Consider the following 24,824-nt stretch of genomic DNA (forward strand, 5'->3'; position numbering starts at 1 on the left):
TCATACGCCGAATGATTTATACAACGAACACTATTGAAAGAGCTATTAAAGAAGTGAAAAAGCGTACCCGTAAAATGAACAGTTTGCCAAGTGAAAAAGCCCTAGAAAAAATTGTTTACTTAGTGACCCAGGACTTCAATGATATGTGGAGTAAAAGGGGGATAACCGAATTCGTTTCTGTTTCCGGCGAGTTAGATGAAATGTTTGATAAAAGGTACGGTCCCCCAGCCAACAACTAAAAAACTTAATGTTTAACATAGGAGAACCTTCCTTGATTTACACAGACTTCTTGACACTACCACGAAGTCCAAGGAGGCTCACCGTACTCCCACGGAAAGCGAGTTATTTCCCCGACCACCTTCTCCTCCTACCGATGACGGAACAGCCGCACAATCTCTAAATCGAGTCTTCAACAATACGCCCGGTTTCTTTAAGACTCAGTTTTTGAATGGCTTTAAGGATATCGGTTGCTTTCACAGTCATCACCCACTTATGTTTGATAACTTTACCACAGAACGATTGTTCGATTTTATCACATATCAACAATCAACTTTAACAGAGCCTTATTATAAGAAATGTACGTTAAAAATAAATCATTCAATTTATTTAGTTATTTCTGTACATCTATTTAATACTGAAATAAGGGGATTTTGAGCATATTAAATAAGCGTGTGACCAATTCTAAAAGAAATATCCCCTTGAAACAAAACCGTCTGGATGGTATATTTTTAATTGCGTTAAAAAAACCGTCCGGATGGTAAACTAATTATCACTTAATATATAGGCAATCAAAGGAGGAAGTAAAATGAACCAAAAAGTATTATTAACAGCAGCTGTTACAGGAGCAGGAGATACTACAGAAAAAAACCCTCATGTTCCAGTCACACCAAAAGAGATTGCGGAATCGGCTATCGAATCGGCAAAGGCTGGGGCTACAGTTGCTCATGTTCATGCTCGCGACCCAAAAACGGGTGGTATAAGTCATAACATTGATCATTATCGTGAAATCGTCGATCGTATTCGTGAGTCAGAAACAGATGTCATTATTAATATTACTTCTGGGGGCGGCGGTGACTTTATTCCAAGCTTAGCTACACCTGCTGCAGGTGGCGATGGCACGGATATGCAAACACCGTCTGAACGTCATCAGCCAGTTGGGGAATTGCTTCCGGAAATGTGTACACTTGATTGTGGAAGTACAAATTTTGGAAATATGATTTATTTAAGCCCAACGGATTGGCTTCGTGAACAGGCAAAGCTCGTTCAAGAAAGCGGAGTGAAACCAGAACTTGAATGTTTTGATACAGGGCATATTCGTTTTGCTAAACAACTTATTAATGAAGGCCTTATTGATGGAGACCCAATGTTCCAATTTTGCCTCGGAATTCCGTGGGGAGCAGAAGCGGATGCAGAAACGATGCTATATATGAAGAATCGTTTGCCAGATAACGCTCACTGGTCAGCTTTTGGAATCGGTCGTATGCAAATGCCAGTAGCCACTCAATCAGCCATTCTCGGGGGAAATGTTCGAGTAGGATTAGAAGATAATATCTATTTGAAAAAAGGGGTTATGGCACGAAATGAGCAGCTTGTCGATAAAGCTGTCACTATGCTACATGGGAATGGGTTAGACATTATGACACCACAAGAAGCACGCGAACAATTTAATCTTCGCAACCCGCATCAAGGAGGAAAATAACAATGAACACAATTAATAAAGTCACGGTGGTTGGTACAGGTGTAATTGGGAATGGGTGGATTGCCCGTTTCTTAGCACAAGGATATGATGTGGTAGCTTTCGATCCGGCTGAAGGAGCAGAAGATCGTACACGTCAAGCTGTAAATCATGCTTGGATATCTCTTGAGCAAAAGGGTCTTGCAGCAGGAGCTTCTAAAGAGCGTCTACGCTTCATTGATACGATCGAAGAAGCGGTAGCTGAAGCAGATTTCATTCAGGAAAACGTTCCAGAACGTGAAGAACTGAAGAAGAGCGTACTTGAAACGATTGATCGTTATGCTAAAACGGACGCAATTATTGGGTCAAGTACATCCGGAATCATTCCGAGTACATTGCAGTCAGGACTACAACACCCGGAACGGTTTATTGTTGCCCACCCATTTAATCCAGTTTACTTGCTTCCTCTTGTAGAAGTTGTAGGTGGAAAATCAACAGATGCAAATGTCGTGAAAAGAGCATGTCAATTCTTTGATTCAATTGCCATGAAGCCGCTCGTTATTCATAAAGAAGTTGATGGTCATGTTGCCGATCGTTTGATGGAAGCTCTTTGGCGTGAAGCATTACATTTAGTCAATGACGGAGTAGCAACAACAGAAGAAATTGATACAGCCATTATTTATGGTGCAGGATTACGCTGGGCTCAAATGGGGCCATTCCTAACTTTCCATTTAGCAGGCGGCGAACAAGGAATGCGTCATATGCTCGAACAATTTGGACCTGCCCTTAAACTTCCGTGGACGAAGCTTGAAGCACCAGAACTAACAGATGAACTAAAAGAGAAGGTTATTGAAGGCTGCGAAAGTTATGCTGGGGACGAATCAGTTGCTGATCTAGAGCATAAGCGAAATGAATTTCTCGTAAAATTACTTGATTTAGTTGAAGAATATTGGCCGGAATCGAAAAGTCTAAATAAAAACTAAACAGGTGGAGTGATAAATATGTTAGAGTCCACGTTTAAATATCAGGATCATGTGCACAGTGAGTGGGTAGATTACAACGGTCATATGAATGATGCGGCTTATGCCACTGTTTTTAGTTATGCGGTCGATCATTTCATGGATTACATTGGATTAGATGAAAAATCTCGAGAGTCTTTTGCTTATACTATCTTTACGTTAGAAACCCACCTTTGCTATTTAAAAGAAGCTCATGAAAATGAAGATATTCACGTATCTTTCCAATTAATAGACAATGACGCCAAGCGTCTTCACATCTTTTTTATCATGGAAAATGAAGCTGGAGATTTATTGGCCACTAGTGAGCAGATGTTAATGGGTATAAACACAGTAGAAGGCAGACCTGCTCCATTTCCTGAGCTAATAACTCATGTAATAGAGAAATTGCGAGAAGCACATGAACAGTTAGAAATGCCTAAACAAGTGGGCAGAAAAATTGGTATTCGGCGATAAGTTAACACTTGAACTGTACAAAGGGGGAGAATGTTTATGAATAAGATTGAAGTCAATAATATGACGAAGATTTTCGGTTCTCATCCTAAACAGGGTTTAAAGCGTTTAAACGACGGAGAACAAAAGGAGCAAATATTAGAAGAAACAGGAATGACCGTAGGGGTTAATCAAGCATCCTTCGATGTTAAACCTGGTGAATTCTTTGTAATTATGGGATTGTCGGGAAGTGGTAAGTCAACATTGATTCGCCTGGTCAATCGTCTAATGGAGCCAACTTCTGGTGAAGTGTACATCGATGGTGATGATATCACAACAATGAACCAATCCTCTCTTATCCAAACACGACGAAAAAAGCTTGGCATGGTCTTTCAAAAATTTGGTTTATTTCCTCATCGTACCGTATTGGATAACGTTGGATATGGATTAGAAATTCAAGGAATACAAAAAGAAGAGCGGAAAGAAAAAGCGCAAAAGTCGATTGAAGATGTAGGACTAAAGGGATATGAAAATAGTTTTCCTGATCAATTAAGTGGAGGCATGCAGCAGCGTGTAGGTCTCGCACGTGCCCTTGCTAATGATACCGATATTTTACTAATGGACGAAGCTTTCAGTGCACTCGATCCTCTCATTCGTAAAGAAATGCAGGACGAACTGCTGCATTTACAAAAAAAATTAGGGAAAACCATCTTGTTTATAACACATGATTTAGACGAAGCGTTAAAGCTTGGGGACCGTGTAGCGATTATGAAGGATGGACGAATTGTACAAGTTGGAACATCTGAAGAAATATTAGAAAATCCTGTTAACAATTATGTTTCTAATTTTGTAAAAGACGTAGATCGATCTAAAGTATTAGAAGCACACCATGTAATGCGAAAGCCTGAAGTATTAACAACATCAAAAGATGGTCCTCGTGCGGCCGTTCGTAAAATGGAGGAAGCAGGTGCTTCTAGTATATTTGTTGTAGATAAACAGGATAACTTTAAAGGATTATTAACAATTGATGATGCGATTGAAGCTTATAAAAATGAGTTCCCCTTGGAGAATGTCCTTCTAGAAGAAGTATACTCAACCGCAATGAATACTCCGCTCAATGACTTACTAGGTATAGCAGCAGAAACGAAGTATCCAATCGTTGTTCTGAATGAGGGCAAGTTAGAAGGGATTATTTCAAGAGTTTCTATTCTTTCAGGACTTGTTCTTGGTAAAGAAAAAGAGGAGGTGGATGTATCATGAATTATTTCTACCTGCCATTAGAAGAATGGACGAATGCTTTCGTAAATAATTGGCTTCTACCTGTTATGGGTGGATTTTTCAATCAAATTAGCATAGCACTAGGATCATTTATTGATGGAGTTACAAATTTGCTTATTTTTATACCTCCAGAAGTCATCACACTTGTACTCATTTTATTATCTTGGAAATTTGCAGGTAGAGGAATCGCATTATTTACGTTAATTGGATGTATTTATTTAGGTTCCGTAAATTTATGGGATGGTGCCATGCAAACGGTAGCCGTAGTGGTTGTATCTACTATTCTATCAATCATTGTTGGTGTGCCTGTAGGTATAGCGAGTGCAACAAATTCGCTGATCGACAAAATTGTACGTCCGATTCTCGATTTCATGCAGACATTACCAAGTTTTGTTTATTTAATACCAGCTATTCTATTATTCGGACTTGGTGGAGTTCCGGCAGTAATTTCAACATTTGTGTTCGCTACTCCTCCCGCAGTTCGTATGACTAGCTTAGGAATTAAACAAGTTCCTGCTGATGTTGTAGAAGCATCAAGAGCTTTTGGTTCTACACCAAAACAATTACTTTTTAAAGTACAGATTCCCATGGCCGTTCCTACAATTATGGCCGGAATCAATCAAACGATTATGTTAGCTTTGTCGATGGCTGTTATTGCATCGATGATCGGTGCACCTGGACTTGGATCAACTGTCCTGTCTGGTATTTCAACCGTAAACGTTGGCCTCGGGTTAACTGGTGGTTTAGGTATCGTAGTTTTAGCAATTGTTCTTGATCGAATTACTCAAGGAATAGGAAGAAAAGTATAAATTTAAAGGGGAAATTTCAAATGAAAAAACTTTTATTACTAGGAATAATGACAACACTATTAGCACTGATTGGCTGTTCAGCTGACGAAGAAGCAAGTAGTAAATCAAATGAAGAAAGTAATAAAGATCAAACGATAAAGTTTGGTGTGACACCATGGACAAGCACGGTACCTCCAACTGAAATTGCTCAGCTGGTTTTAGAGGATATGGGGTATACAGTTGAAGGAACAGAAACAAATGTTGGCGGTGTATTTATGGGATTATCCCGTGGAGATCTTGATGTGTTCATGGATGCTTGGCTTCCAATGCACCAAGTTCACTTGGATAAATTTGAAGATAAACTTGATCAAACAGCAGTCAGTTACCCAGAAGCTCAAACAGGGTGGGTTGTACCAACTTATATGGAAGATATTAATTCCATTTCTGACTTAGAAGGAAAAGAAGATAGGTTTAATAATGAAATGTATGGAATTGAAGAAGGAGCAAGTGCAACAGAAGAGTCTGATGAGATTATTGAAGCTTATGGTTTAGATATGAAGCAGGTAAATTCTTCTGAAGGTGGAATGATTGCCGAGGCTTCCCGTAAAATGGCTCAAGAAGAGCCAGTGGTATTCTACGGTTGGCGTCCACACACAATGTTTAACAAGTACGATCTAAAAGTAATTGAAAATGACCAAGGATTCTTTGGATCTTCTTCTGTAGAAGTCATAACAAACAGTGACTTAAAAGATAAAGCACCAGAAGCTTATGAGTTCCTAAGTAACTGGAGCATTTCTATTGATGATGTTGAGGAAATGATTGTAGAGATTGAAGAAAACGGTAAGGATTCAAAAGAAGTGGCGCGCGAGTGGATAAATGATAACCAGGATAAAGTGGATGAGATGATGGGAGAATAATTACCCGACAAGGTCTGTAGTAAAATACTAACGGGTTCAGTTTCCTATCACAAAACTCGAAATCACACTATAAAATGCACCTGAATTTGTATGACTAATTGTGTAATATGGGTAATGGTTGATGTCCACAATCGCTTACTTTCTATTGAAAAACTCTCGTTCAGGTGGTGTGAAGTATAGAAATTCCCACCATAGTTCCGTAATTACAAGAATGTGAATGGGGGATGGGGAACGACTGAGGCCACTGAAAAAGGCTTTACAAAGTACAAACAAGGGAACCACCTACGAATATCTAGGTGGTTCCCTTGTTTTTTTCTTATTTTGTTTGATCAACGTATTTCTGTGACCGCTTGAAAGAGTTGACACAGTTTTTGCTTATTAAAATACAACACTTTTTTCCAGTTAAGGACTGCCCTTATATTTGTAAGAGTGTGTATGATCGTCTTAACAATCATACAACCATTGTAGTTTAATTGTAATCGTCCACGATTCTTTTATTGAATAATCCGAAGCTTTAAGCGATATGCAAGAAGGCACCTTCCAGCACAATTCTCACTCGTAAGGAATGCTTTTTTAATAGGACCGCCCGCAGCCCCAAAATTCACACAAACATATCGAATTCAAGTCTTCAACAATACGGTTTCGTTACTTGAAGCACCACATCTAACGCCGTCCTTTGTAACGGAAACCACCGTATAAATCAGGACAATGATTAACAAATGTTTTGTTATTAGAGGTGCAATTCACTATAAAATGGGGATAATAATTTCCAGTAAAGTGTGTCAGTTATTTTAGCAGAAACTGTTTCATTTTAAATGACGGTTGTTTTTTATGTTTGTAATAGGTGAAGGAATCCGTTAGTAAAATACAGACCTTTTTTGATGGGATATTTTAAAGGTCTTCGTTGACTAAACTCTTTTTATCACTTCTATAATATATCCGACTCCCCCAGTACCAGGATCTTTAGCAAGAGTATCTTCAGAAGTATTAACATCGACTATTAGTAAAACGAAAAAAAATATAATTAGAAGCAGTCTTTTCATAAATCACTATCCTCCTATTATTTCAATCGCTCCAAGTAATATTTAGGCAGCATAGCAAAGAAGTGATCTCCATATTCATCAATAAATCGTCTTTCTGATTGGTGAAGTAACTTTTTATTTTCAGTAGCCACTCCTAAATAACACTCTTGAAAAGGAGTCAAAGTTTTCAAAGATGATAAAATTTCCACAGCTTTATTTATTTGTTTGTTAGCAATTGCTAAGTGTGCTGTTTCGATCGGATCAGGAGTTGAAATTGCATTTGTTTGATGATGGAATGCACATATGAAAGGGATCGTGTGGTGCTCTAAAGATGAGATCATGGAATGAAAATTATGTTTTTTAGCTATATCCAAAGCTATTTGAGCATTGTCGAACGCAGGAGTAAACCCTTCAAATACGTAGCATAAAGCTAAATTATGATGGACCGCACTTAATTTTCGTGGGGATAGGGACATATTTAAAACTTTGTAAGCGTATTTTTTAGCCAAGATAATGCTATTCGTTTTCCAATAGTGGTGAAAGGTCAATTCATTGAAACGTATCTTCATATAATAATGAAAGAGTGGTTCACGCACATCACTTAATTTAAGATAGCACTGATCGATAAACTTATCTAATCCTGTGTATTTCTTTAAATCGTAGTACAGATAAATAATGGTGTATACATGTAGACATTTAAGGGAGGGATGCTTGAATTCTAGGGATTCTATCGATAGGATATCCTTTATTGAAAAGTGCTTTTCTAATCTATTTAATAGGATTTTATACAAAAACGTAACTTCTTCCAAAAAATCATGAGAGCGTAGAATTTTTTTTAACTCTTTGAAGTGATCATTCATATATAAAAATTCGAGAACGGCAAGCTGTTCATCAACTGTTTTAGGAAAATAATTCATACAGTAGTGTTTCGTTAACTCATTAGCTTTTTCTTTCGGATGATTTTGAAGTAAACTATGATAGGTTTCGTAAATGGTGGAAACGTGATTCATTTGAAGCTGCAAAAGTTGAGCGGGTTCAATAATATTATGTGTCCCCATCAGTGTTCATCTACCCTTCTTACAATTTGTCATAGAACAATATTTTAGCATATCAACTAATGATGTGCAAAAATTCTATCAATTTATTAAGGGATTAATGAATGAAGAATCACTTTTCCAAGCGATAAACCATAAATAAAAAAACCAGTGCGAGCCGCTAGCCCCACACTGGCTTTATTCTACTCTGTAATACCAACTTTATTTAAACCATCCTCAGTAGCTATAGCTTCTTCACTATCTTCACCAAATATATCAATGGCGGATTGAATGAGTACTTTTCTGGCATGATTGAAGTCTGATTCTGGATGCAAGTATTCACTTAAAGCTCGGTAATAAATTTGTCCAAGTTTCTCTTTTCCAATTTGTTCACCCGTAATATAAGCTGCGTGATTAATGATGGAAGAATTGATGTGAACACCGCCGTTATCGAGGTCACGCGGGAGATCGTAATATTCATCCATATGAGAAGGATACATACCGTTACCATCACCATAAGGGATGTAGTCTTCAGCTACAGGATATTTACTAGGGTCACTTAAACTACGAAGAGAGGTTCTGCCAGATTCTTTCGCGGCTTCAGCCATAATATCTTCTCCAACTTCCCAATCGTCCTCGTCTACAAGAACCCCGAAGATATCAGAAAAGGCCTCATTAAGTGCACCCGATTGGTCGCGGTACTTTAAGCCTGCTGTATGGGTTGTAACACCATGGGTCATCTCATGGGCAGCTACGTCAAGCCCAGCTGACAAAGGAATGAAAAATTCTCCGTCTCCGTCTCCGTAAGTCATTTGTTCACCATTCCAAAAGGCATTGTTGTAGTCCTCTCCGAAATGAACCGTCGATTTTATTGCCATTCCTTCACCGTCGATCGAATTACGATCGTGTTCCTCTAGAAAATATTCATACACCTTTTCCGAGTTATAATGTGCATCTACTCCTGGACGGTCGTAGTCTTCTTTAAAAGCTGCTCGATGAGAATTGAAAATTTCACCAGGATAGGATAGACTTCCATCACCCCATTGGTTTTTAAGGTCATACGTATAAATTCCATCTAAATTCTCATGCGATTTATCAAATAAATAAAAATTAGTTCCTTCTTGGTCCTTCTTTTCATTTTGATGGGTAATATGTAATTTACGGTGGTTGCCGAGTACACCTAAGCCGGAACCTATAGAGGACTTATAATCATCTGCATGCATCAGAGCATTATATTGGTCAACTACCTCACCAGACTGAGCGTCTATAAAGATAAACCAATTCCCGGGTTCTTCGCCAAGGAAGTTCATGTTGACTTTATAGGTCAGATAATTTTCATCATTGAATGGATAGATGACAAGTTCCGATGTTGGAGTGGTTTCAAGAGCAGTGGGGGCATCAACGGCTTCTTTCGCAAGGGTGATACTGTCTTCTTTAGAAAGTGTGGCTTCAGTAGAAATATTCCCATCTTCCACGGAATGATTAAATTGTCCGTTAACAGAATGTACACTATTATATTCATCATAATGAACAATAACCTCGTGTCCTTCTACAGGAATATTATTTTTCTTTTGTTGTAGTTTGATGTGCTTCATACCTAAATCATCTTCACTTACCTTTGCAGAACCTAAACTTTGTTCGGGAAGGTCAATTTGATATTTTAGTTTGTTTTTCTTTAAGTATTCAACTGCGTTCTTCGCATTAGCTTCACTCTGTTTCTTCGCTTGTTTTTCTTTTACAAAAAAAGGTTTATTCTCTTCAGACTTTCCGTTATTTCCTGAGATTGCTTCTGAATTAGCATTTGGACTTACAGCGTGTGTTTGTAATGGTGCAACTGTTCCCATTAGTATCGCCGATGAAAGTACGGCTACTGGTATAACGTGTTTCTTCTTCATTTTACTCCTCCTTTAATAAACTAAATCCAATTATAGGAAATTTTGGAAAGTTTTAATAGAGTATTTGTAACTGTTTGTATTTTATGAAAATTATAAAAAATTACTTCTCATATATCTAAAGTACCCTGCAGTATACACCCGAAAATTAACATTATAATGGATGATTACTAGGTTTGAGCCACTATAGAAGTATTTTGTCAGAACGATTAAGAGGAATAGTTCTAAAGTATTATATTTTTTGGGAAAATACTTCATTGTGGTTTCACCGTTGAATAATATACGGATTCAGATTGTCCCGTATTTGTACATAAAAAATCCTTGTGAAAACTAAATTCCACAAGGATTTTCTCTTTACTTTATTCTTCTATTTCCTTGGCACCTAGTTTTTCACCTAACATTACCAAGGATTGATTAAGACGCCAAATATAGTAGACATGATGGACGAGGTCAATATAATGCTGTTGTTCTAACGGTGCTCCTCGTTCAATTTGTTCTCTTTCAGCTTTTAAGTTATATAATGTTGCTGAGTTATGATCTCCGTGTAAAAGTTTTTGAATGGTATGGATGTTATGTTGAATTTTTTCCTCTAAAACCGGGAAGACCTCTTGAACTTTCGCAGGATAGTTTCGATTTTTTTGATAAGATGATGCAACTAAGTGATCGGCGTAATAATTAATTGCTGTAAAGATCGTCACCCAGCGCGGAAGTTCGGAATGGCGTCGCGTTCCTGGATTTTGCAAAATGGGTTCAGATTCATCAAGAATCGTTTGTAGCTTTTCATCTAATATAAAAGCCTGATCTGCTAATTCTTTTATGTTGATCGTTTCTGTGAAGCTGCGAATGTATGGTGTAATGTAAGTTTCGAGTTCATCTAAATATTCATCAAAAGTTTCGTACACTTTATCCCTTGTCTTTGTAGGAAATAAGAAAGAGGAAACAACTAAGGCAATTCCGGCTCCTGCAATGGTATCCACTACACGAGCAGTTAAAAGGGAAAAACTAATACCGCCGAGTAACAAGTCATACATAAATGCAATTAGCATTGTAATGAACAGACTCATCATAGTGTACGAAACAGTTAGTAAATAAAAAGCAAAAAATACAACAATAAATATTAATAGGACCTCTAGCTCAGAGTTCCCTGTAACCATTTTTGCTAAAAAGAATCCGAGCACAGCACCAATAACTGTTCCGATTGATCGTTGTAACCCTTTTAAATAAATACGCCCTACGGATTGGGTTCCTAGCAGAACAATAAAAGCAGTTAAGACCACCCAAAAAGGCTGCACCGGTGAAATGGCATAACCAACGACTATTGCGATAGACCCTGCCACTAAAGCTTGAAAGGCTTTTTTTGTGGTCGGTTCTAGTCCGTAGTACTTCTTTTTTTCGGTTTCCTCTGACGTTTCACTAGATTTAGAATCTTCATATTTTCCATTTGGAGACTCTTCATTCTTAACTTGTTGAATGGAAAGTGCCGCATGTGTTACGTGATTAGCAATGGACTCAATACGACGAAGTAAATATAACCACCCTTCTGGTTCTCCTTTGTTTTGTTGAAACAATTTGTTAATCATTTCTTTTAACTCATGGATAGCCATCTGGGCTTTTGATAAGTTACTTTCATCGTAATCCATAGCTAAAACATCTGCTTTTTGTAACGAAGATATTACACGAATGAGAAGCTTTCGAAGTTCTGTCGTTTCTAAAGCTTCGTCCCTTTTTAATTGTTGGAGCGAATCGGCCAATGTCGCAACAAACATAGCGGTATCAAATACGTATAATTTTATTTGAGACGTAGAAAGTCCTGGCCATAATTCTTTAATATCGTGGGCATTTAAATCCGTGGAGACATGTCCTGCGTATTCGCGAAGCTTTTTAACATTGTAATTCAAACGTTTACTTCGGTTTTCATCTATTTCTGGATCTTGCAGCATTTCAAGCAAGAGTCGAAAGGTAAGGTTAGCCTGCCTATGGAAAGAATTCATGCTTCTTCTAAGTAATTGGACAGATCCTTTTAAAATAATGAAGTTGTATAAATAGGCATAACATATACCGATGAAAATCGACATATAAAACCAGGCAAATTGTTCGGAAGGTAATTGTAAAAAGGATGCAAAATAGACGGTCATAAAGGCAACCATACCTAAAGAGAAGTAGCGGCTTCCGTGTTTGGAAAAATAGAAAGCGCTAAAAATGATTGCGATCATAAGGGTCGACACAAAATAAGCATTCCCAGCTAATAAAGAACCGAAAGTTACTCCGCCCACCGCAGACAAACTGAGTAAAAGCGTGGTCACTTTCTTTTCTTTATTGGTGTCGTCATTAACTACTAATATACCCATCATACCGGAAATCCCAGCCATAATTGCAGGAGTAAGTTCAGGACCGTCTGTAAGATTTATAATGATTAGAACGGTAAATACGGAGGATATTAAGCTAAATGTAGCTTTGGAAGCTTGGTTGAGTCGTTTTCGTCCCGGATCAGATGCGAGTAATCGGCTGAACCAGTATTGTTGTTGAAGTGATTTTTTCAATGTATGACCAACCTTTGCATCCTAATTTTATATGATATGTATCCATATTTTATTATAAATTTCAAATAAGAAGGATTCAACTTTGAAGGTCTAAGAAATTACTGTCAAAATCAGAAATTCATAGTATAGTGAAAGGTAGTATTTATTTAGAGACGTGGTGATTATATGAAAAGAATATACATACTTTTACTGATTGTAATGATGATGTGGGGATTCAATGTTTCCGCTATTAAAGTGTTAGTTACAAATATTGATCCGATTCTACTAACCTCACTTCGCGTGTTCATAGCTGGCGTTGGGGTGCTTGTTATACTGTATTTCATGAAAATTTTACGTCTGCCTACAAAAAAGGAAATCTTGATTATCTTATATATTTCCATTTTTAATGTGATTGCACACCATGCGTTCATGGCAGTAGGTTTAAAGCATACTTCAGGAGTAAATACGGGTTTAATTGTTGGTCTAGGACCACTCCTAACGATGGTGCTTTCTACGATCTTATTGAGTAAACACGTAACCATTTTTAAAGGTTTTGGATTCTTTTTAGGATTTACTGGGGTAATTATTACGACTCTTGTTGGTTCAGGAGGAGTGACGACTGTATCTATTGGGGATGTGCTCGTTTTTCTTTCTATTGTAACCCAAGCGTTTAGTTTTATATTAATTAGTAAAATGAACCCCGACCTAGATCCACGGTTATTAACGGGTTATATGATGGTTATCGGCTCCATATTTATATTTTTAATCAGTTTAGGATTGGAATCGAATCCAGCACAGATCCTCCGATTGTTCGACCTTTAATTAGGAGCTGTATTCTTGTTTAGTTCTTTGATTTGTACAGCATTTGGCCATATGGTTTACAATATTGCTATTAAGCAGGTGGGACCCGCAGAATCAGCGATATTTATCAACTTTAATACCTTTTTTGCCTTGCTAGGTGCATCCCTGTTTTTGGGTGAGTCCATTGAGTGGTACCACTTGTCAGGTCTCGTACTCATTGTGTTTGGGGTATTGATCGGAACGGGTGCAGTTGAGTATATGATTCAGAGGAGGAGACGTTCGGGATCGGTAGAATATTAGAGATTTTCATGGGAAAACCAACGGTAAATGAGAGCTTGGTTTTTAGCTGGTACTAGAAACGTCCGTGTTCACCCTTCCACTAGTGTATATGGAGGCCCGTAATCATTTTAAGTTAAGAAGGTTTTATAATTGAATCACCTGGGATACAACCGCTTTTGTTCTTGTTTAATTTGGCTTTTCACAAGAAATCACAGTTAAAAAGGCTTAGAGATAAAATTTTAAATAGTTGGGTTTTGGAGTACAAAAACATATTTAGAGGGTAATATAGCAACAGAATTATCGAACCAAATAACATTACAATTGGTAAAGAAAAACGCTTGGATATTTTAATATCCAAGCGTTTTTCTTTATATTTTCCTCTTCAAGTAAAGCATTCTTTAGACTCAGCTTCGAGAGATGTGGCTCCGTTATGGTTGAAAGCGTTTGGAGGTCCGGGAAATCACTCGTTTTCCATGGGCATGTGGTGAGCTTCCTCAGGCTACGCCTTGCGGGATCTCACCGATCATGTTCATCCCAGCTCTTACGTCTTATAAGGACGAAGGCTACATCTAGTTCATCAATCCTATCGGGCGTTATCCAGCTCCAGCGCCTAGCGGCTAGTGAGACTTCCCTCGCTTCTGTACGATAAGTCAACATCGAATCACGATGTTCTTCGTGTTTCCTTTATCTTCGACAGCTCAGTCCAGTCCATACGCCGCTGACCAAGGCGCCTCCGCTTTTAAAAGTGGAGTCTCGCGATTTCCCGGCCCTCCTTACAATTGTGAGGCAAACGGAAACCTCAGTAATGGGTTCTTCAAATTGTAGGCTATTCAAAGATGGGAGTGGGTGGCTAGGAAACGGGGAGATTCCCAAGCCCCTACATTCACACAAACATCTCGAATTCAAGTCTTCAACAATACGGTTTCGTTAGTTTAATTGCACGTTGATTATAGCTATTGTCACTATGTTATTTCTGGTGTGATTTTGTATGCTAATTTATATGTTTAATACCGATAATCGTTGATATAACTCTTAATTCGTATGTTATTTCATGTTTTGCACTCGAAAACTGAACCCGTTAATAAAATTTACCTAAGCCTTTTTAACTGTGATTTAGATTGCGAATCGTTCTGTGCTCCCCCGCGATTTAGCATTTTGCACCTCGCAAGTTGGACACGTTAAATGAACAGATGGTTTTGTTCAATGGTAGCACGAGGTACGGCTTTAATTTAAGAATAATCCCGTCATGAGATGCAAGATAATAAATAATTAGATTATAAAACGATGCGAAAATTCGTAATAATGTAAAACCTTAATTAAATTAGTATTATTTCCTTTGAATTTTGGATATTTTTGTCGATAATATAAATAAGAAACCTGCTGTATGAAGGAGAGAAAATTAACTAATGGCTATTCCGTCCCATTTTATTAATGAAAACACAATAAAAGCCGCACTAGAACGCAATGAATTTCAAGTCTACTATCAACCAAAAGTAAACTTAGCTACAGGAGAGGTAATTGGGGCGGAAGCTTTAGTTCGTTGGATTCATCCAGAGTATGGAACCATATCGCCAGGTGAATTTATTCCATTAGCAGAATCATCTGGGTTAATTATACCAATAGGTGAATGGGTATTGATGACAGCATGCCAACAATTGAAAAAATGGCAAGATTTGATTGAATCTCCTTTTACAATGTCTGTTAACCTTTCCGTTCGACAAGTTTATCAGCCTGATCTAATAGAGATGATCCGTAGAATCATAGAAGAAACGGGTATCGACTCAGAGAACCTAGAGTTAGAAATCACTGAAAGTATGATGCTGGATATTGACTTTGCTTATACGATCCTAAGAGAATTTAAAAATATCGGTGTGCAAATTAGCTTAGATGACTTTGGTAAAGGGTACAGTTCCCTTCTTTATTTGAAAAAATTTCCGTTAGATAAGATTAAAATCGATCAATCATTTATAAAAAATTGTTCAGAGGATACGAATGACGCGACTCTTTTGAAAACGATCATTGTCATGGCTCATCAGTTGAACTTCCAAGTTGTAGCAGAGGGGGTGGAAAATCGAGAGCACCTCGTATTTCTTCAAAGAAATCTTTGTGATGAGGCTCAAGGCTTTCTGTTCAGTAAACCTATACCAGGGGAAGAGTTTATGGAAAAGGAAGAGATGATTGGTCAAATTGTTCAGCAAAATGGTCTTCCGTCAGACGTGTTCAATAAGAATTGGATGGAAGAAGAATTACGCATGGCTCGCCAGGAATTATTGGATACTGTTAGACAGCAACAAGGAATGATTTTTAAATTTGTTGAACGAAGTGGACAATTTGTTCACACACTTTGTGATGGTGAATTACTGAATAGGTTGGGGTTAGCTAGCGAAATGGTTGTTGGACGAGCACTACATGACTTTTTACCTGCTGTGATTGCTGATGAGAAAGTTCCTTATTACAAGAGAGCATGGAATGGGGAAGATAGAGTGACATATGAAAGAGAAAGTAACGGAGTTCACTATATTTCATCTTTGCGACCTATACGTCGAAGAGGACAGGTTGTAGAAGTGATCGGATCGTGTATAGATATCACTGACAGGAAAAAAGCGGAAGAAGCTTTAAAGATAAGCGAAGAAAAATATCGTTTTATTGCAGAAAATATATCCGATTTAGTGAAAATAGTTAACGTGGACGGCGTGGTTGAATATGCTTCACCTTCGCATCAAACGATGTTAGGCCATTCACCTGAAAAGTATAAAGGGGAAACACTCTTTAATTATATTCATCCTAATGATCAAGACTATGTCCTATCCGCATTCAACAAACTGCTTGCAACGTGAGAAATTCATCAAGTCACGTATCGTCATAAACACTCAGAAGGCCACTGGGTGCATGTAGAGGCGAAAGGCACTCCTGTAATTGGTGATGATAACCAAATTACACATGCTGTTATTGTAGCAAGAGATTAACTAACTCTTGGGCGTATTTTGACATTCATGAAAAAGCAGCCCAAGACTCCCAAGAGCCCGAGCTGCTTTTAAAAAATAAACACGGCAAAAACCGTTGATAAAATAAGCCCAAGCATGACAGGAAAGAAATTTTTCCTTACAAGCTCCATGACAGGAACTCCACAGAATCCTGCAATTGCAATGAGTGAGGACCAGGCGATAATTGTTCCGCCACCCGTCCAAATGGATCCCATTTGCCCAATGGCAGCGAGTGTTGTTGGGTCGATGCTACTATTTGCTAATGAAGCAGACAAGGCACCAGTTAAAGGCAATCCCGAAAAGCCTGATCCATCGAGACCTGTGATAATACCGATAATTAATAAGCTAAAGGCTGCTAAAAATGCACTTTGTGGTAAGAATCCTTGTGTGGACTGGACCAAGTCGAATAGCAAAGCCGGACTTGCTTCTTCTGATACAGATAAAATATTCCATGCAAAGTCTGGACTTCCAAGAAAAAAGAAACCAGCAATCGGGATTACGGGCCCCATCGCTTTAAAGGCAAAAACAAATCCTTCGGTAATATGATCACTAATGTAGTCAAGAGCACGATACTTGCCGAATGCAATAGTGGATAAAAGGAGGAGAATAACCGCGACACCCCCAATAAAAGCAGCTCCATCACCACCTTCAAACCCTCCCATACGACCAGAAGTAAGCTTTGTTGAGATCATATAAATCATGACAGCAAGCATAGATAAAGGTACAAGTACGGCGAAAATTTTACTCCATTTGTCAATATTCCCATTCTGACTTGTGTGCTGATTTTTTAGTCCTTGCATAGCTTGGATTTCTTGCTCATTACGTGGGTCGGATTTCGTACGGAATGACTTTTTATAAAAAAAGTAAGCCGTACCGATAGCAACAATACCGGTTATAAGTGATAAAACTAGGGCTTGATCCATAACGGCTGCTGTATCCACGCCAGCAGATGTAGCCGATAACCCAGGGGCTACCTGGATGACATAGTCAGAGGACAAAGCCATTCCTTGCCCTGCTAAAGCGACAGCCATAGCTGCGATCATTGCTGGCAGTCCAGCTCTAATTGCTGCAGGAACTAAAAGGGCACAAATGAGAGGAACCGCAGGTGTAGGCCAGAAAAATAGAGAAATAATATAAGTTACGCCTACTAAAACAAAGAAGGAGACGTGACTGTTAATCATCACCTTCTGGATCGGCTCAATCATTCTTCGATCGGCTCCTAAATCTTTTAGCGAATGCAGCAAAGCAACCATAAATGTGATGATCAGAAAGATATTAAATAATTCTTTAGCCGCGACTAAATTTGCATTGAAAATTGCGGTAAATCCCCCAATTAAGCTTCCATTAAATACCCAGGCGATCACAAACGTTCCTAATAATGTAGGGAGAACAACTCCCTTTCGAAAGATCATTGTAATGATTATGATCAATGTGAAAAGCCCATACAACCCATGAGAAATTGTGAGTTCCATTACTCTATTATTGCCCTCCTTGACGCCGACAAAGCATTGGCGTTCTTAGATTAGGCTATGCAATCAATAGAGGATGGGTGTATGACTGAGTATCTGGTCATGATAAATTACATAATAGCTTTAATACTTATAAATTTTTTATTTCTAGATCTATCAATTCAAATGAATCGACATCAGCCAAGCCGCGATTCGTAATCCTTAAGGAGGGGATAACTGGGAGAGCGATTAATGAGAATGTCATAAAAGGTGCATTCATTTTACAGCCCAAATCATTCCAAGCAATCTCTAATTTTTCAACTTGACTCGCTACGGATTCCAAGGGCTGATCAGACATAAGCCCGGCAATTGATAACGGGACCTCCGCTAAGATCTCCTGATTTTCCACGACGATCATTCCACCACCGTGTTCCTTCAATGTGTTCGCAGCAAAAGCCATATCTTCTTCATTAACTCCCATGACAAGAAGGTTATGACTGTCATGAGCAACGGTTGAGGCTACAGCCCCTCTTTTTATGTTAAAACCTTGAACGAAAGCATTAGATATTTGACCTGAACCATGATGGCGGTCGATACATGATAACTTGATAATATCACGTTTTAAATCAGCTTTGATAAAGTCATTATCTACTTTTAGTTGAGCTGAAGACTTTCTTGTTCTGGCATTATTTTCGAAAACCTCAATTACATGTACCTCTGTTTTTTCCTCTTGATCACTTTTAATAAAAAAATCATCAGCTGTTAATGGTTGGGGAAGATGTACAGACTGCTTCGCTTTTTCTGGATAGGAGTAATTTGAAAAGGCCACTTGATATTGCTGATCACTATAAACGATGTCTCCTCCAATTAAGACTGTTGAAGGGTTCATTTCATTTAAATCTTCAATAAAAAGAAGATCAGCATATTTACCTGGGGCAATACTTCCTAGAGAATCTTCATAGTGAAAATAATTAGCAATATTTATAGTTGCGAGTTGAATAGCTGTAATGGGATCGATTCCTTGCTGGATAGCTTTTCGAACTACATGGTTAAGGTGACCTTGGTTTGTTAGGGTTTGTGGATACACATCATCTGTTATGAGAGAGATATTTTCTGTAGGCATATGGTCTTCTGTAATAACAGGTGCTAGCTGTTTGACATCTTGCCAGGCGGAACCTTCTCGAATCATCAGATGCATGCCGAGGCGTAATTTTTCTAAGGCTTGTTCTCGCGTTACTGTTTCGTGGCAGGAAGTCACTCCTGATGATACATAGGCTTGTAACATGGCTGAGTCTTCTGCAGGGATATGGCCGGTAACCGTTTTGCCAGCTTTCATCGTGGCTTCAATCTCTTGAATCATTTTGTCATCACCATGAACGACACCTGGAAAATTCATCACTTCGCCTAAACCGGCTACGTTTTCCCAAGATAATGCAGCTTCGATATCGCTAGGAATGAGTTCAGCCCCAGCATCTTCTAAGTTATCAGTTGCTGGAACGCAAGAGGGAACTGTGGTATACACCCTAAGGGGCAAATTCTGACCTTCCTCGTGCATCCATTTCACCCCTTCTAGCCCGAAAACATTGGCGATTTCGTGTGGGTCCATAAATACAGTGGTCGTCCCTTGTTTAATAGCCGCTTTTGCAAACTCGGTAACGGTAAGCATCGTACTTTCTACATGCATGTGCCCATCAATTAAACCAGGTGTAATAAAGCTTCCATTAGCATCGATTGTATTAGTTTCTTGACCAATCAAGTGTTTACAGTCACCAATATAGGCGATACATCCTGCGGTAATTGCGATATCTTTTCCATTTACACGCTCCTTGGAATGGACATTAATAAGAGTGCCATTGGATATAACCGTGTCTGCATTTCTTTTTCCGAGAGCTGTTGCGGCTAGCAGTTTTCTCTGTTCCATTGTAATGGGCATGTGGATATCTCCTTTTTTGGTAGGCTGTATTTTGTTTTTGATTTATGATTGATATCTTTACTAGATAGGTTTCCTATCTTATTCCGTTAAAGCCTTCGATTATGGAAGACTCAACTTCGAGACATTCCTGTGGTTTCCGTTACAAATAATGGCGCTTGAAGGTCAGGGAAATCACTCACTTTCCGTGGGCATGTGGTGAGCTTCCTCAGGCTACGACCTGTGGGATCTCACCGATTATGTTTATCCCACCTCTTTGTTTTTCCTTTATCTCCGACAGCTCAGTCCAGTCCATACGCCGCTGACCAAGGCGCCTCCGCTTTTAAATGCGGAGTCTCGCAATTTCCCGGACCTTCTTACTTTCGTGAGGAGAAGCATCAGATAAGCTAGTTCACGTGAGCAGAACTCTTCATGAGTGAGCAAAGTGTTGGGTGAGATTTTATTCTACAGCATAAGTAAGCCGCATTCTCCTATGCCGGGGTTTGTTCATTTCCATGTCGAAAGGGGTGGCTTTGAAACGGCGAGACTCCCGCGGGAGAAGGAGCTAGGCAAGACCCCACAGGGAGTGCTAACGACCGAGGAGGCTTGCCAGTTCCCCCGCAGGAAAGCGAGTTGTTTCAAAGCCAACCCTATCCCTTATATGGTAACGAACCCCATGATCTCGGAATCGAGTCTTCAACTTCCGCACTTAACCAACATTAACGTCTAACATAGCCTTTGAATAAAGTTATACAAAAACACCTGAACGGTTCTGTCCAGGTGATACATGGCTTCTTTAGGGTATACATCCCCTTAGAGAACATGTATGTAGTCCGGCAATTAACGGTTGCCTAGGTAGAAACACCTGAGCCATATTCTAAAAGTCTATACATAGTAAGTGAATGCATGATTGTTAATCGATAGTATAAGAGATAGTAAGGAATCCGTCAATTTTAGTGAAATCAACTATAGACGATCAATCCATTCGTTTAGAAGTTAATCACTCAACGATAATCCATTAGCTCGGGCTATAATAGTTAAAAATATTCCCTTATAGTACGAGTCGACATGTTCTACAGTTAAGTTTGATTTCTCAAGTAAATCAAGTGTATTTCTATTTAAATGACATCCACCACACATCCGTTTCCATAGAGGTGTTAATATATCCTGCGTACAGGCTACCCAGTTAGGTTCAGTCCGAACATGTTCAAATAGGATAACTTTTGCTCCAGGCTTACACACTCTCTCTATCTCATTTAACGCCAGAACTGGATCCGAAATCGTGCAAAATACTAAAGTAGCAACAACAGAATCAAACGTCTGATCATTAAAAGGAAGCTGTTCCGCCTTCGCATCGTGTACTCGGATCGGCACTTCAGCATGCTTCCCATTTTTAAATGCGTGATTTACCATTCCAATGTTTGGTTCAACAGCATCTACGGAATACACGTTGCTATAGTAAGGGAAATTCACTCCTGTTCCAGATCCTAGTTCCAGTACTCTTCCTTCCGCCTGTTTAATGAGTCTCTTTCTGATATTTTGAAAATTTCTTCTCTCAAGCGGACGCATGGCAAGATCATAAATAAGTGGAAAAAATTTATTTCCTTCCATATTTAACCCTCCGTTCTAAATCTATCATACCAAAAATTGTCGTAAGAAGTTATTGGATAAAAGGCTAATAGTTACAAGGTTAGCCCATCTACAAATAGAGAATTCAATAGAGAGAATGTTGTTTTTTATAAAAACTTTCTACGTAAAAGCATCTTTTTAGCCGTTAGAAATTATTCTGAGTAATGTTTATAGTAATCTTAAATTAGTTGGAGGAGTGAATTTCAGTGAGTAACTATTTTCACCATATGAACAGGAAAGAATTCGAAGAAGCGACACAAATAAAAGCTACTTGTTGGAAATGTAAGGAATGGGTTGATGAAAGTGAAATGTTTACCGTGACCGATGGCAAAACATCATGGGTAGAGCTATGTGGAGATTGTTATGAATTTCATCAATCAAAGTTCGGTGGAAAGTAAATAGATCGAGTCGTGATAGACATTTCCGTGCATATCACCTAAAATTAACGGTAGATGAAGTGAACGGATGGAGGCGCAGATATGACGACGATTAATGATATAGCAAAAATGGCCAATGTTTCTCGAACAACTGTATCTCGAGTACTTAATAATAGTGGGTATGCGAGTGATGAAGTAAGAAAACGCATTATGCAAATTGTCGAAGAAACAGGGTACATTCCAAGTCTATCTGCAAAATCACTCCGGACGAAAAAGTCCGGAGTAATCGGTGTGATATTACCAAAAATTAGTACGGAAACTGCGAGTCGCGTGGTAGGCGGCATTAATGAAATCGTCGCCAAAGAGAATTTTCAAATTTTACTAACCGATACTGAGCTTGATAAGGAAAAAGAAATTGAATATATACGACTATTACAAAGCCGTCATGTTGATGGGATCATTTTGCTCGCTACAAATATTAATGATCAGTTGATTTCAACAATACAAGATGCCGATTTGCCATTCATTTCTCTCGGTCAAGATCTTCCAGGTGTCACCTCTATCGTATATGATGACTACCATGCAGCTGTTGATATGACAAACATGCTTATGAGTAAAGGTCACAAGAAAATTGGCTTTATCGGTGTGGGGGAAGAAGATCCCTCTGTAGGCATTCTTCGAAAAAATGGCTACTTGGATACGATGAAAAAAAACAACTTACTAGTGAATGATTTATGGATTCAAAGAGGAGACTTTAGTATCGATTCTGGATATGAATGCATGAAAAGAATTGTGAGAGGTGGAGAAGGAGAGCTTCCGACCGCTGTATTTGTCGTGACTGACCGTATGGCTATTGGAGCGATGGAATATTTACATGAACAAGGTTATCAAATACCACAAGACATAGCTGTGGCAGGAATAGGAGCATCTACGATGTCTCGATACGTTACCCCAGCATTAACGACTATTGATTATTTTAATAAAGAAGCAGGTCAAAAAGCTGCCAAACTACTACTTGAAAGGTTGAAGCAAAGTAAAGAAAAAGAAAAATTTATTCAAACCTATAGACTTATAAAAAGAGATAGTGTATAGTACAAATTATTAAGCGGTGTGTAATCGATTACACAAATTTGGTCATTTTTTTGAAATCATCTACAAGCGCTTACATTTTATTTTTAATTATATGTAATCGATTCCCTATAATATCAAAAAAATGAGTATTATTTATTTTTTTACCAGTGTGTAATCGATTCCACATATTCAATATTTATTAAGGAGGAGTAAACCATGGCAAGTAATACGGAGATTGCAAAACAAGTGATTGAGGCTGTTGGTGGTGAAGAAAATGTTCAGTCTATTGCTCACTGTGCTACACGGCTGAGAATTATGGTTCATGAACGTGAGAAGGTAGATGTTGAATCACTTGAAAATATTGATAAGGTAAAAGGTGCTTTCTATAACTCAGGGCAGTATCAAGTTATTTTTGGTACAGGAACAGTTAACCGCATTTACGAGGAGGTAACAAACCAGGGCGTTGAGGGCTCCTCTAAATCTGAAATGAAAGAAGAAGCCGCCAAGCAAGGGACGATGTTCCAGCGAGCCATTCGAACGTTTGGTGATGTGTTCGTACCAATTATTCCAGTATTAGTAGCTACAGGACTGTTCATGGGACTGCGCGGCTTATTAATTCAAGAAAAGTTCCTTGCAATGTTTGGATTAACTCCTGATAGTGTTCCGGAAAACTTTTTACTATTTACCGAAGTTTTAACTGATACAGCGTTTATATTCTTACCCGCGCTCGTTGCCTGGTCAACGTTTAGAGTGTTTGGTGGAACCCCGGTTATAGGGATGGTCCTAGGTTTGATGCTTGTATCACCTTCTCTTCCAAATGCGTGGGCAGTAGCTGCTGGCAACGCCGAACCGATTTATATTCTAGACTTTATTCCAATCGTTGGTTATCAAGGATCAGTATTACCTGCATTCTTTGCGGGACTTGTTGGGGCTAAATTGGAAAAGTGGTGTCGCAAAAGAATTCCTGAAGCACTTGATTTAATTTTAACGCCATTTATCGTTCTGTTAGTCATGATTACTTTATCACTGTTTTTAATTGGTCCAATTCTTCATACAGCTGAGGATGGAATTTTTCAAGGGATGCTATTCTTATTAGAACTTCCATTTGGAGTTAGTGGATTAGTTATTGGCTCACTACACCAAGTGATTGTTATCACTGGGGTACATCACATCTTTAACTTCTTAGAAATTCAACTGTTTGAAAATTTGGGCTACAATCCGTTTAATCCTGTAATTACTGGAGCAATTGCTGCTCAAGGTGGAGCTGCACTAGCTGTTGGAGTGAAGACGAGTTCGAATAAACTTAAAGCTTTGTCTTACCCTTCTGCATTATCAGCATTCTTAGGAATTACTGAGCCAGCTATATTTGGAGTGAACTTACGTTATATGAAACCATTTCTCATGGGACTGATTGGAGGAGGAGTGTCCGGTTTCCTTGCTTCCATTCTCAATTTGCAAGCGACTGGCCTAGCCATCACAGTAATACCAGGGTCCTTGCTTTACTTAAACGAGCAAATCATAGGTTATATCATTGTGAATGTCGTAGCAGTTGCCGTTGCCTTTATCCTAACGTACATGTTTGGTTTTAATGATAAAATGCTTGACCAGAAGAAATAAATTTAATTATTGTTCTTGGTGTGGAGAAAGGGGCGGTGGGGAAGGAGTTGCTTTCCGTGGGCGTGCGCTGAGTCTCCCCCTTCCCATCCTTTTGAGCGACTTAGATAAGTTGTTTAAAAAAGGGTGTGATAGTCTT

20 protein-coding genes and 1 riboswitch are annotated in these 24,824 nt (G+C 38.7%); of the genes, 13 read left to right on the forward strand and 7 right to left on the reverse strand.

The features are described from left to right. From ACFQIC_RS08990 to ACFQIC_RS09020, 7 genes are all read left to right on the forward strand, one after another. The coding region (locus ACFQIC_RS08990) for a transposase (protein ID WP_390217045.1) at positions 1-239 on the forward strand (239 nt) is incomplete at its 5' end. 566 nt (positions 240-805) lie between these two features. Continuing rightward, on the forward strand, positions 806-1,699 hold the full coding sequence (locus ACFQIC_RS08995; RefSeq protein WP_204709031.1) for a beta-keto acid cleavage family enzyme: 894 nt from the start codon (positions 806-808) through the stop codon (positions 1,697-1,699). A 2-nt stretch (positions 1,700-1,701) separates the two neighbouring features. Further along, positions 1,702-2,658 (forward strand): L-carnitine dehydrogenase, encoded by a 957-nt coding sequence (locus ACFQIC_RS09000; RefSeq protein ID WP_204709029.1) that lies wholly within the window; start codon positions 1,702-1,704, stop codon positions 2,656-2,658. Positions 2,659-2,676: 18 nt separating this feature from the next. After that, positions 2,677-3,147, forward strand: coding sequence for a thioesterase family protein (locus ACFQIC_RS09005; protein WP_204709027.1), 471 nt, complete (start codon positions 2,677-2,679; stop codon positions 3,145-3,147). Positions 3,148-3,183: 36 nt separating this feature from the next. Beyond that, entirely contained in the window at positions 3,184-4,383 is a 1,200-nt protein-coding gene (locus ACFQIC_RS09010) for a quaternary amine ABC transporter ATP-binding protein (RefSeq protein ID WP_204709024.1), read from the forward strand. Further along, on the forward strand, positions 4,380-5,210 hold the full coding sequence (locus ACFQIC_RS09015; RefSeq protein WP_204709022.1) for an ABC transporter permease: 831 nt from the start codon (positions 4,380-4,382) through the stop codon (positions 5,208-5,210). The genes ACFQIC_RS09010 and ACFQIC_RS09015 overlap by 4 nt, the downstream gene beginning before the upstream one ends. A gap of 20 nt (positions 5,211-5,230) precedes the next feature. Further along, positions 5,231-6,106, forward strand: a complete 876-nt coding sequence (locus ACFQIC_RS09020; protein WP_204709020.1) for a glycine betaine ABC transporter substrate-binding protein — start codon at positions 5,231-5,233, stop codon at positions 6,104-6,106. Between the two features lie 908 nt (positions 6,107-7,014). Here the strand turns inward: ACFQIC_RS09020 and ACFQIC_RS09025 are convergent. The 4 genes from ACFQIC_RS09025 to ACFQIC_RS09040 all read right to left on the reverse strand — a co-directional run bounded on the left by ACFQIC_RS09025 (position 7,015) and on the right by ACFQIC_RS09040 (position 12,594). Further along, positions 7,015-7,149: a hypothetical protein gene (locus ACFQIC_RS09025; RefSeq protein ID WP_390217046.1), complete on the reverse strand. Its 135-nt coding sequence runs from the start codon at positions 7,147-7,149 to the stop codon at positions 7,015-7,017. A gap of 17 nt (positions 7,150-7,166) precedes the next feature. After that, positions 7,167-8,186 (reverse strand): AimR family lysis-lysogeny pheromone receptor, encoded by a 1,020-nt coding sequence (locus ACFQIC_RS09030; protein ID WP_204709018.1) that lies wholly within the window; start codon positions 8,184-8,186, stop codon positions 7,167-7,169. A gap of 179 nt (positions 8,187-8,365) precedes the next feature. Then, a complete protein-coding gene (locus tag ACFQIC_RS09035) occupies positions 8,366-10,057 on the reverse strand; it encodes a M4 family metallopeptidase (protein WP_204709010.1) in 1,692 nt (563 codons plus the stop codon). Positions 10,058-10,413: 356 nt separating this feature from the next. Beyond that, entirely contained in the window at positions 10,414-12,594 is a 2,181-nt protein-coding gene (locus ACFQIC_RS09040; protein WP_204709008.1) for an FUSC family protein, read from the reverse strand. Between the two features lie 165 nt (positions 12,595-12,759). Between ACFQIC_RS09040 and ACFQIC_RS09045 the strand changes: the two genes are divergently transcribed. The 3 genes from ACFQIC_RS09045 (at position 12,760) to ACFQIC_RS09055 (ending at position 16,490) form a co-directional block, all read left to right on the forward strand. After that, complete coding sequence (locus ACFQIC_RS09045; RefSeq protein WP_390217047.1) at positions 12,760-13,395, forward strand: DMT family transporter; 636 nt, start codon at positions 12,760-12,762, stop codon at positions 13,393-13,395. Positions 13,396-13,410: 15 nt separating this feature from the next. Next, positions 13,411-13,674, forward strand: coding sequence for an EamA family transporter (locus tag ACFQIC_RS09050; RefSeq protein WP_390217048.1), 264 nt, complete (start codon positions 13,411-13,413; stop codon positions 13,672-13,674). Positions 13,675-15,059: 1,385 nt separating this feature from the next. Next, entirely contained in the window at positions 15,060-16,490 is a 1,431-nt protein-coding gene (locus ACFQIC_RS09055) for an EAL domain-containing protein (protein WP_204709006.1), read from the forward strand. A gap of 197 nt (positions 16,491-16,687) precedes the next feature. Here the strand turns inward: ACFQIC_RS09055 and ACFQIC_RS09060 are convergent, their stop codons facing one another. The 3 genes from ACFQIC_RS09060 to ACFQIC_RS09070 form a co-directional block, all read right to left on the reverse strand. Further along, positions 16,688-18,109: a hypothetical protein gene (locus tag ACFQIC_RS09060; RefSeq protein WP_204709004.1), complete on the reverse strand. Its 1,422-nt coding sequence runs from the start codon at positions 18,107-18,109 to the stop codon at positions 16,688-16,690. 127 nt (positions 18,110-18,236) lie between these two features. Next, on the reverse strand, positions 18,237-20,018 hold the full coding sequence (gene ade, locus ACFQIC_RS09065; RefSeq protein WP_204709003.1) for an adenine deaminase: 1,782 nt from the start codon (positions 20,016-20,018) through the stop codon (positions 18,237-18,239). A gap of 785 nt (positions 20,019-20,803) precedes the next feature. After that, positions 20,804-20,907: riboswitch (purine riboswitch) on the reverse strand. Positions 20,908-20,990: 83 nt separating this feature from the next. Then, on the reverse strand, positions 20,991-21,605 hold the full coding sequence (locus ACFQIC_RS09070) for a class I SAM-dependent methyltransferase (protein ID WP_204709001.1): 615 nt from the start codon (positions 21,603-21,605) through the stop codon (positions 20,991-20,993). Between the two features lie 224 nt (positions 21,606-21,829). Here ACFQIC_RS09070 and ACFQIC_RS09075 point away from each other — a divergent pair, with 224 nt between their 5' ends. From ACFQIC_RS09075 to ACFQIC_RS09085, 3 genes are all read left to right on the forward strand, one after another. Further along, positions 21,830-22,021 (forward strand): hypothetical protein, encoded by a 192-nt coding sequence (locus ACFQIC_RS09075; protein WP_204708999.1) that lies wholly within the window; start codon positions 21,830-21,832, stop codon positions 22,019-22,021. Between the two features lie 81 nt (positions 22,022-22,102). Continuing rightward, entirely contained in the window at positions 22,103-23,092 is a 990-nt protein-coding gene (locus ACFQIC_RS09080) for a LacI family DNA-binding transcriptional regulator (RefSeq protein ID WP_204708997.1), read from the forward strand. A 195-nt stretch (positions 23,093-23,287) separates the two neighbouring features. Further along, entirely contained in the window at positions 23,288-24,688 is a 1,401-nt protein-coding gene (locus ACFQIC_RS09085) for a sucrose-specific PTS transporter subunit IIBC (protein WP_204708995.1), read from the forward strand. Positions 24,689-24,824 lie beyond the last annotated feature (136 nt).

This window comes from Halobacillus seohaensis, assembly GCF_042663045.1.
GTDB classification, from domain to species: domain Bacteria; phylum Bacillota; class Bacilli; order Bacillales; family Halobacillaceae; genus Halobacillus_A; species Halobacillus_A seohaensis.

Coding starts and splice junctions, on each gene's coding strand:
- ACFQIC_RS08995 (WP_204709031.1), top strand. CDS start 806: ATGAACCAAAAAGTATTATTAACAGCAGCTGTTACAGGAGCAGGAGAT.
- ACFQIC_RS09000 (WP_204709029.1), top strand. CDS start 1,702: ATGAACACAATTAATAAAGTCACGGTGGTTGGTACAGGTGTAATTGGG.
- ACFQIC_RS09005 (WP_204709027.1), top strand. CDS start 2,677: ATGTTAGAGTCCACGTTTAAATATCAGGATCATGTGCACAGTGAGTGG.
- ACFQIC_RS09010 (WP_204709024.1), top strand. CDS start 3,184: ATGAATAAGATTGAAGTCAATAATATGACGAAGATTTTCGGTTCTCAT.
- ACFQIC_RS09015 (WP_204709022.1), top strand. CDS start 4,380: ATGAATTATTTCTACCTGCCATTAGAAGAATGGACGAATGCTTTCGTA.
- ACFQIC_RS09020 (WP_204709020.1), top strand. CDS start 5,231: ATGAAAAAACTTTTATTACTAGGAATAATGACAACACTATTAGCACTG.
- ACFQIC_RS09025 (WP_390217046.1), bottom strand. CDS start 7,149: ATGAAAAGACTGCTTCTAATTATATTTTTTTTCGTTTTACTAATAGTC.
- ACFQIC_RS09030 (WP_204709018.1), bottom strand. CDS start 8,186: ATGGGGACACATAATATTATTGAACCCGCTCAACTTTTGCAGCTTCAA.
- ACFQIC_RS09035 (WP_204709010.1), bottom strand. CDS start 10,057: ATGAAGAAGAAACACGTTATACCAGTAGCCGTACTTTCATCGGCGATA.
- ACFQIC_RS09045 (WP_390217047.1), top strand. CDS start 12,760: ATGAAAAGAATATACATACTTTTACTGATTGTAATGATGATGTGGGGA.
- ACFQIC_RS09055 (WP_204709006.1), top strand. CDS start 15,060: ATGGCTATTCCGTCCCATTTTATTAATGAAAACACAATAAAAGCCGCA.
- ACFQIC_RS09060 (WP_204709004.1), bottom strand. CDS start 18,109: ATGGAACTCACAATTTCTCATGGGTTGTATGGGCTTTTCACATTGATC.
- ade (WP_204709003.1), bottom strand. CDS start 20,018: ATGCCCATTACAATGGAACAGAGAAAACTGCTAGCCGCAACAGCTCTC.
- ACFQIC_RS09070 (WP_204709001.1), bottom strand. CDS start 21,605: ATGGAAGGAAATAAATTTTTTCCACTTATTTATGATCTTGCCATGCGT.
- ACFQIC_RS09080 (WP_204708997.1), top strand. CDS start 22,103: ATGACGACGATTAATGATATAGCAAAAATGGCCAATGTTTCTCGAACA.
- ACFQIC_RS09085 (WP_204708995.1), top strand. CDS start 23,288: ATGGCAAGTAATACGGAGATTGCAAAACAAGTGATTGAGGCTGTTGGT.